Here is an 8,543-nt window from a genome sequence, read left to right as displayed (position 1 = left end):
GTTGTTTCCCATACTCTTCTTTTTAATAAAGCTAAACTTCTACAATCCTCATATGTTGCAACACGAATTTCCATTTGCCATCACCTCTTAATATATATAATAAATCCTACTTATCATATGATATCAAAAATATTTTTACTTCACATTATATAACAATTACGAACTTGATTATATTATAACACTAACTTAATTCAAGATTACATTTAGAACATTTTTGTCACTTTTTAATTTTTTGAATACATTGGCATTACTTTAATACACAAGTTTTCCACAGATTTTGAAGTATCATAATTTCCTTATAAGTAAAAAAGCACTATAATGTCAATACCATATATAACAATACACCAAAACAAGACTTCTATACCTATTTAATATTTATAAAATAAATCTATAACTATATAAGCAAATTCTCTTATAACTAAAATATTACTATTACATTCCTTAGCTTCATCTTAATAAAAGAAACTATCATAATAGCATTAAGTCTGGCATCACAGTTTGTAGCGCTTTTTGCTACAATCTGTGAGGTCAGATTTGACCCCAAAGTTTTGACCCTAAAATATAAATAAAGATAGTTGAGGTAGGAGTGGTTTTCGCTCCTACTTCAACTATCTACATATACTATAAAAATCTATGTTAATCTAATCTTAAAACATACATCTACATAACTTTATCTAAATAGAATCTTTAACTTATATAAAACCATACTCACTCATCTTATATAAAGATAAAAGGGATTGGTGGAGGGGGAGCAGAGCGCGCGGCGGGAAGTATGGTTCAAGCTGAAACGGAATAAATAGTTAGCACATAAATAAAGCTACATTTTAGCTCATATTAGAATTTTAAAATCCTCTAAACATATGAGCTAAAATGTAGCATCACCTTGTATGCCTTAGTTTTTATGAAGTGTAAGTTTGCACCATACCGGGGCTGAATAACCGAAGGTTTAACTTATCAATTCATTACCTACTACAAATCACTTATGCGAAGCATATATACCTAAAATACCTTATCTAAGAATATCTTGTCTAAATAAAAAGGATTCGTCATTTCTTAATCACTGTCTATAAACACGACTCACCATAAAAAATTAGCTCACTTATAATTAACAATATTTCTAACCTGAGCTTCACTAATACCAAACTTTCTAGAAATAGACTTATAATCACCATCAAAAACTTCCCTAATCTTTTTGTTCCTAAAAGACTTAACAAGACTACTCTCATTAGGAATATATAAATTACCCCCACCAGCAAGCCTAACCAAATCCTTAAAAGCGTCAATCCCTATAATATCAACAATATCCATAACACTATCAGGTAGATCATCTCTAGTCAAATTATCCAACACTAAAATCCCCCCCCTCAAAACATTATAACTATATATTCTATAAGAAAATCAAACCATCCTACTAAATTTATAAAATCTTTTAATATACTATTTAAACAATCCTATAATAAATTATTATAAAAATCAAATTTACTAAAACAATGTAGGAGGTAATACTATGAAATGGTATCTAGACTTTGGACATGGAGGAAAAGATCCAGGCGCACTTGGAACAAACAAAACAAAAGAAAGTGATACAGTATTAAAAATAGGAATGCTAATAAAGAATAACCTAGAACAAGCCTTTGAAAAAGTAATAACCACACGTGAATATGACAAATACTACTCACTAGATCATAGAAGCTCAAAAGCAAACAAAGAAAACTGTGACTACTTTGTAAGCATACACATGAACTCATCAACCAATAAATCTGCTAAAGGAGTTGAAGTATGGGTATATGACGAAAAAAGCAAACTATATACCCTATCAAAAGATATATGCACTAACTTATCAAAAGATATAAATACACCTAATCGTGGTGTAAAAATATCAAAAAACTTTTCAGTACTCAAAAAAACTAAAATGCCAGCACTATTAATAGAAATAGACTTTATATCTAATACATCTGTAGAAGCTTCTTTAAAATCAGATATTTATATAAAAAATATAGCAACTAGTATATCAAAATCACTACTAACATTTGTAAATAAATCAATAGTTGATGATGGTATCTTTTATAGAGTTTGTATAGGTGAATTTAAAGATATGTCTGCTGCTGTTGAATTAAAAAATACTGCTATATCTAAAGGTTTTAATAATACTCATATAATAAATTCTTTATAAAATATTTTTTTCAAAAATTTTAATATATCTTAAAAGCTTTTCTTTTTATACTTAATATCAAGAAGAAACTACTCTTCAAATAAATAAATGGAGGTGGCTATATGGCTGTTAATGAAATGCAAAACCCATCAAGCCTAAGAATAAAACTAGACTTAGGTATGGAAGATGGAAAAACAAAAGTTAGAAGTAAAACATTCTCTAACTTAAAACATGATGCAACTGCACAAGATGTGTATGACGTTGCAGAAGCCTTAATAGAACTTCAAGAATATGAAAAACTTGAAATAGCTAAGATAGATAACACTACTTTAGCTTAGTAAAAAGTCTGTTGCTTAAAATTATTAAATTTAAGGAGGTACAAATATGGAACAAACTAAAAGACTTTTAATGACTTTTAAAACTTCTGATGATAAAAAAGTATCTTTATCAATAGATGATCCTAGAGAGGATATTACAGAAGGTGAAATAAAATCAGCTATGGATTTGATAGTATCAAAAAATATCTTCGCTCCAAATGGTGGTGATATAGTACAAGCTGTTGAAGCTAAAGTTGTCATTACAGATACTACACCTTATGACTTAGTGTTATAAGAACTATAAAAAGCTATGCTTTAGGCATAGCTTTTCTAATATCTAAATTCATTGAAAGGATGTGTATTTATGAATTCAGATTTACAAACTCTGATAGCTTCTGTAGGCTTTCCTATAGCCCTTAGTATGTATTTACTTGTAAGGATTGAAGGTAAGCTACAAACTCTATCTGATAGTATTAATGAATTATCTAAAAATATCATTAGCCTGAGATAATTTTTTATGGATTAAACCATCAATTAGATATATAAGCTAAGTGATGGTTTAATTCTTACTTATATTAAAATTTGGCTCTGTTATCTAACTTCGTGATTAATCATATATAATATAATTAAGTTCGTAATTGTTATATATTGTGAATTAAAGTATGTTAAAAATATCAAATAATTATCTAACATAGCTTAAAAATAATATACCAAGCGATATTAGATATTTATTTAAATTTCAAATTATTAACGTCATTTATATACTTTTAACTATATACTACTTTTTAAAAAAACGGAAATGAAAAATATTACAATGAATTAGAGGAGTGAGTAGATAGTAAAGAGGATTATAGAGATTAATCTATAGTCCTTTTTTGTATATAAAACAAGGTACTTGCAACTTGACATAAATGGTCTACTATTGTAAACTAATTTCAGATCTACAATAGTAGGCCTAAGGAGGAAAATATGATAGAAATAAAATTATCAGATTCAGAAATGAAGTTTATGAATTTAATTTGGGATAATGCTCCAATTAATTCTACGGAGTTGGTAAGAATCGTCGAAGCTAGTTTAGGTTGGAAAAAATCAACTACATACACTGTATTAAGAAGATTATCCCAAAGAGGAATATTGAAAAATGAAAATGCAGTTGTTTCTTATTTAGTAGAAAGAGAAGAAGTGCAACAGACTAAGGGGGATGAAATTTTAGGTAAAATATATGGTGGTTCAATAAAAATGTTTTTAGCATCATTTTTAAACAAAAACAAAATTTCAAAAAAAGAAGCTAAAGAATTAGCAAATATGATAGAAGAGTATATTGATAAAGATGAATAAAGGAATAAGTATTATATTTTATATAGTATTATATATGAGTTTTTTATCAACTTTTGTTGCGCTGTTAATTATGCTAATAAGGTTGATATTAGGTAAAAAATTGTCAGCCTTTTTTAGTTATTCACTGTGGAGTTTATTATTGGTTAGATTAATTGTACCAATTACTTTTGCAAGTGAATCAAGTATGTTTAATTATTTACCAAGTATAAATGATATGCAAATTATTTACAAAAATTCAAATAAAAACATACAATTAGAAAATTATTATAAGTTGAATCATGACATAGTAAGTAATGGTACTCAAGTTGATAACAATTTGATTCCGATAATTTGGATAATGATAACTATTGCTTTAATCATAGTACTTAGCACTAGCTATATACTTAGCATTAATAAATTTAAAGAAGCTATTAGATATAATACAAAAGAAACAGCTAATATTATAGAATTATTAAATGGTAAAAATATAAGAATTTATACTGTAGAATGGATTGATACACCAGTAGTATGCGGTGTATTTAACCCTAAAATTATAATACCAACTTATATTACAAAAGACAAAAATAAGGATATCTTAAAAGCAGTACTTTTACATGAAGTAGTACATATAAAAAGAAAAGATAATCTTATTAAACTAATATCTATTTTTATAGCTTGTTTACATTGGTTCAATCCCATAGTATGGATAGCTCTTGTATTATATCATACTGATATGGAAAGAGCTTGTGATGAAAAAGTAATGCAGATTACAAAAGGAAAGTTCAAAAAAAAATATGCAGAAGCCTTGTTAAGCTTTACAGTAGATAAAAGTAATATAATAGCAGCATCAACAATTGCATTTGGAGAAAGTAATGTAAAAAAACGAATCAAAAGGGTATTAAAATACAAAAAAACTAAATTTATAGCTAAAAGTGCTACTATTGTTATTTTTTTTAGTGTTTTATTTTTGACTATTAGTGATTCTAATAAGAATATAGTACAAATCAATTTGAAATCATTAGAAGAGAATAGACAAGAAAGATGGATTGATATAGATAATATATCACCATTTATTATAAAAGCTGTTGTTTTAAGTCAGGACCAAAAATTTTATTATCATAACGGTGTAGATTTAATATCAATAGCAAGATCTAGTATAAATAATTTAATATTAAAAAAAGATACACAAGGTGCATCTACAATAACTATGCAATTAATAAAAAATGTATGTGATTATAACAATATTAATGTACTAGAAAAAAAGCGTACACAATTATACTCAGCAATTCAATTAGAAAAAAATTATAGCAAAGATGAAATAATAGAAGCTTATCTTAATGTTATATATTTTGGAAGAAATATAATAGGAATAAAAGATGCAGCACAATTTTATTTTAACAAGACACCTTTAGAATTAACTAAAGAAGAATCTGCTAAATTAATATCTATTTTAGATAATCCAAAAGAATATGATCTTGTTGACAAAAAAGAAAATAATGAGAGAAAAGCTAAAGTTATAATAGATAAAATTAATAAATCTAATATGGAGGAATGTAGCTAAATATGATTAAGAAAAACAAAAGAATTATATTTATAATGACATTAATAGCATTTATATGGGTAAACAACACTTCTATATTTATAAAAAATGAAAATACAATGCCTAAATTATTAGCTCATAGAGGATTAGCTCAAACATTTGATATTTCTAAGGTTGAATGGGACACTAATACAGCAGAAATTATATATGAACCTGAGCATGAATACTTAGAAAATACAATTGAATCCATGAAGGCAGCTTTTGAATACGGAGCTGATATAGTAGAGTTAGATATACAATTGACTAAAGATAAAAAGTTAGCAGTTTTTCATGACTTTGAGTTAGGATATAGAACAGATGGTAAGGGTAATATATCTGATTATACCATGGAAGAACTAAAAAAATTAGATATTGGATACGGGTACACAGCTGATGGTGGAAAAACATATCCTTTTAGAGGTAAGGGTGTAGGTATGATGCCAGAGCTTGGTGAAGTATTAGAAACTTTTAAAGATAAAGAACTGCTAATACATATGAAAAATGGAAATTTAGAAACAGGTAAGATACTATGGGAATATTTGAAAGATATGCCAGAGGAAAGATTATCTCAAATAACTGTATATGAAAATGATGATGGATTAATGTATTTAAGAAAGCAAAGTAGTGATATAAGAATTCTTTCTAAAAGCCTTTTAAAGAAAGCATTAATTAAGTATGAGTTATTAGGGTGGACTGGATATATACCAAAAGAAATACATAATATGGAGCTTCATATACCTTTGATGTATGCAAAAGTATTATGGGGATGGCCTAATAAATTTGTACAAAGGATGGAAAATGTAAATACAAAAGTTGTTATTGTAGATGGAAATGGAAAGTGGTCAGAAGGATTTGACGATGAAGAAAGTCTAAAAGATATACCAAAAGGTTATTGTGGTTATATTTGGACAAATAGAATTGATAAAATAAGTTCAATTAAAGAATCTAGTAAACAATAACTTATTAGGTAAATACTTAAAAAGTAAAAAAGTAAGCTTTGAAGGATTATTAGTGAACAATTTTAATATAATACGAACTACTTAAAACAAATTAAACAACCATACCTTAGTGATTTCAATAAATACTAAGGTATGGTTGTTTTTTATTATAATTATCACGAAGTAAGCTAACAGAGCCTAAAATTTTATTACAACTTCTCCATATAAATCCTTATTTTCTAAATTTCTTAATTAACATAATACAATTAATAAGTTGTTATTCAAAAAATACCACCTAAATTACTTAGGTGGTCATAATATATTTATCTCATTCACCTAAAACTCATCATATCTGGATAAACATCTGAAATAATTGCATCTACATCACCTTTATACCAATAGCGATACAAACCACTAAGTTTATTTTTGATAAAATGTTTAGCCTTTAATTTATAAAAACACTCTTCTTTAGTAAATCCTAAAACATCCTCAACTAACCATTTAACTGCCCAAACTCTGTTTTCTTTTTCTTCCCAAAATCCATCTACTCCACTACAAACAAGCCAAGGTTTATAAATACCAGGATAAGCTTCATCCAAAAGATAATAATGACTATTTCCATCTATATATCTAAGAGCCCAATCAATTCCATGCTTATGTAATAATTCATTACACCATCCTTTTATAACATCCTCTTCACTCCATTTAAGCTCTTCTTCAATTAACCATTTAACAGCATTAATCCTATTTTCTTTACTTTTAAAATAATTCTTTGGACCTTGCTTTAAATGCCAAGGCTTTATTTTACCTTCAAAATAATAATCCAATACCTTATAAGGACTTCCATCAAAATAATTCTTCAATAGTCCAAATAAATCATTTTCAATAAATAAATTAACATCATATCTTTCTACAAAATCATCATCTTCTATATTTATTACTTCTTCAAACAAATATTTTAAAGCATAATCTCTATTTTCTTTTTCTTTCCAATAATATACAGGACATTGTGATAACTGCCAAGGTTTAAATCTTCCTTTATATGCATTGTCTAAAACTTCAAATGGACTATAATTAAAAATTTCAGAAGATAACATTCCACCCAAACAATTTTTTTCCAACGTATTAGAACCAAAATTTTTCTTTATACTTTCATCACTTTTATATTCTAATACTTCCTCTAAAAGATATCTAACACATTTTTTTGCATTTTCTTTACCTTCTGATAATTGCCAAAAACCATTTGGAAACCTATGAATTTTTCTATCTAACCTCAATTTATAAACTTCAACTGCATCCATCCTTAGTAATTCATCTTTATTGTATTTCTTCATTTACTAATCCCCTCTTATTTTCCATACATTCTATAATTTAATTTTCTTCCTTTAACTTCAACACACTTACACATCTCTACAAGCCTACTTCCAATGGCCTCATCAACACTTAAAATTCTAGCAACATCCATTTCACAGCTAACAATAACAGGTAACTTATTAAAATATCTAAAATTCAAAAGCTCAAATATAATATTTATATCACTTTCAGTTACCTTACCTTTAAATAAATCATCTATTAAAATCACTCTTGCATTTTTATACTTGCCCATAACTCTATGATAATAAACCTCATCCATAATATTCTGCTTAAGTGTTGTAATAACCTCCCTATAACTCATATAAACTACACCTACACCATCATCCATAAGCTCATTAGCAATAGCTATAGAAAGATGGGACTTTCCAGCCCCAACTTGTCCCATAAATATTATAGAATTACATCTTTCTTTTTCTAAATTTTTAAAATTCTTTGCATACATATAAGCTTCTTTATAAGCCTCATAAACTTGATTTTCTATTGTATAATTGAAATTACTAAATCTTTTATTTCTAAACTCTTCACTTATTCCACTTTTCTTTAAAATCTCTTCAGCTTGTCTTACTTGCCTACATTCACAAGGAACTGCTTCATTATCTATTAGTACAAAAGTCATATCCCTACACTTATAGCATTTATATTCTTCACTATATGTTACTTGATTGTCCGATAAGATTTCTGATTTCTTCAAGTTGCTCTTTGCTTGGAGCTCTGTATATAATATCTTCATTCTCTCTTTCATTTGTATTGGCATATTTATATTGGCTATACTCTCCACTTTCATCTCTCCTGTTCTTAACCCCTATTTCATAAGCTTTTAAATCATCATAACTTCTAATGTTATTATCTAACCACTGTTTTATAAT

11 protein-coding genes are annotated in these 8,543 nt (G+C 27.1%); 7 read left to right on the top strand and 4 right to left on the bottom strand.

The genetic code is table 11. The features are described from left to right. Positions 1-1,095 precede the first annotated feature (1,095 nt). Positions 1,096-1,350 carry a Mor transcription activator family protein gene (locus VK071_10315; protein ID HLR35701.1) on the bottom strand — a complete coding sequence of 85 codons (255 nt, stop codon included), beginning with the start codon at positions 1,348-1,350 and terminating at the stop codon, positions 1,096-1,098. 157 nt (positions 1,351-1,507) lie between these two features. Here VK071_10315 and VK071_10310 point away from each other — a divergent pair, with 157 nt between their 5' ends. The 7 genes from VK071_10310 (at position 1,508) to VK071_10280 (ending at position 6,324) form a co-directional block, all read left to right on the top strand. Next, positions 1,508-2,173 (top strand): N-acetylmuramoyl-L-alanine amidase, encoded by a 666-nt coding sequence (locus tag VK071_10310; GenBank protein HLR35700.1) that lies wholly within the window; start codon positions 1,508-1,510, stop codon positions 2,171-2,173. Positions 2,174-2,274: 101 nt separating this feature from the next. Then, the gene (locus tag VK071_10305) at positions 2,275-2,490 is read left to right on the top strand and encodes a DUF1659 domain-containing protein (GenBank protein ID HLR35699.1); all 216 of its coding nucleotides are present in this window, start codon (positions 2,275-2,277) and stop codon (positions 2,488-2,490) included. A gap of 46 nt (positions 2,491-2,536) precedes the next feature. Beyond that, entirely contained in the window at positions 2,537-2,764 is a 228-nt protein-coding gene (locus VK071_10300) for a DUF2922 domain-containing protein (protein HLR35698.1), read from the top strand. A 69-nt stretch (positions 2,765-2,833) separates the two neighbouring features. Further along, positions 2,834-2,980 carry a YvrJ family protein gene (locus tag VK071_10295; GenBank protein ID HLR35697.1) on the top strand — a complete coding sequence of 49 codons (147 nt, stop codon included), beginning with the start codon at positions 2,834-2,836 and terminating at the stop codon, positions 2,978-2,980. A gap of 458 nt (positions 2,981-3,438) precedes the next feature. Continuing rightward, positions 3,439-3,807 (top strand): BlaI/MecI/CopY family transcriptional regulator, encoded by a 369-nt coding sequence (locus VK071_10290; protein ID HLR35696.1) that lies wholly within the window; start codon positions 3,439-3,441, stop codon positions 3,805-3,807. Next, positions 3,800-5,347, top strand: coding sequence for a M56 family metallopeptidase (locus tag VK071_10285; protein HLR35695.1), 1,548 nt, complete (start codon positions 3,800-3,802; stop codon positions 5,345-5,347). The genes VK071_10290 and VK071_10285 overlap by 8 nt, the downstream gene beginning before the upstream one ends. A gap of 2 nt (positions 5,348-5,349) precedes the next feature. After that, on the top strand, positions 5,350-6,324 hold the full coding sequence (locus VK071_10280; GenBank protein ID HLR35694.1) for a glycerophosphodiester phosphodiesterase family protein: 975 nt from the start codon (positions 5,350-5,352) through the stop codon (positions 6,322-6,324). A gap of 311 nt (positions 6,325-6,635) precedes the next feature. On the opposite strand, the gene VK071_10275 is transcribed toward VK071_10280, so the two are convergent. From VK071_10275 to VK071_10265, 3 genes are all read right to left on the bottom strand, one after another. Beyond that, positions 6,636-7,637, bottom strand: a complete 1,002-nt coding sequence (locus VK071_10275) for a hypothetical protein (GenBank protein ID HLR35693.1) — start codon at positions 7,635-7,637, stop codon at positions 6,636-6,638. A 14-nt stretch (positions 7,638-7,651) separates the two neighbouring features. Next, complete coding sequence (locus VK071_10270) at positions 7,652-8,293, bottom strand: ATP-binding protein (GenBank protein HLR35692.1); 642 nt, start codon at positions 8,291-8,293, stop codon at positions 7,652-7,654. Between the two features lie 31 nt (positions 8,294-8,324). Next, positions 8,325-8,543, bottom strand: a 219-nt coding sequence (locus VK071_10265) for a hypothetical protein (GenBank protein ID HLR35691.1), incomplete at its 5' end; no start/stop codon positions are given.

Source organism: Tissierellales bacterium (assembly GCA_035301805.1).
Lineage (GTDB): Bacteria > Bacillota > Clostridia > Tissierellales > DATGTQ01 > DATGTQ01.
This window is presented reverse-complemented; position numbering and strand designations above follow the sequence as displayed.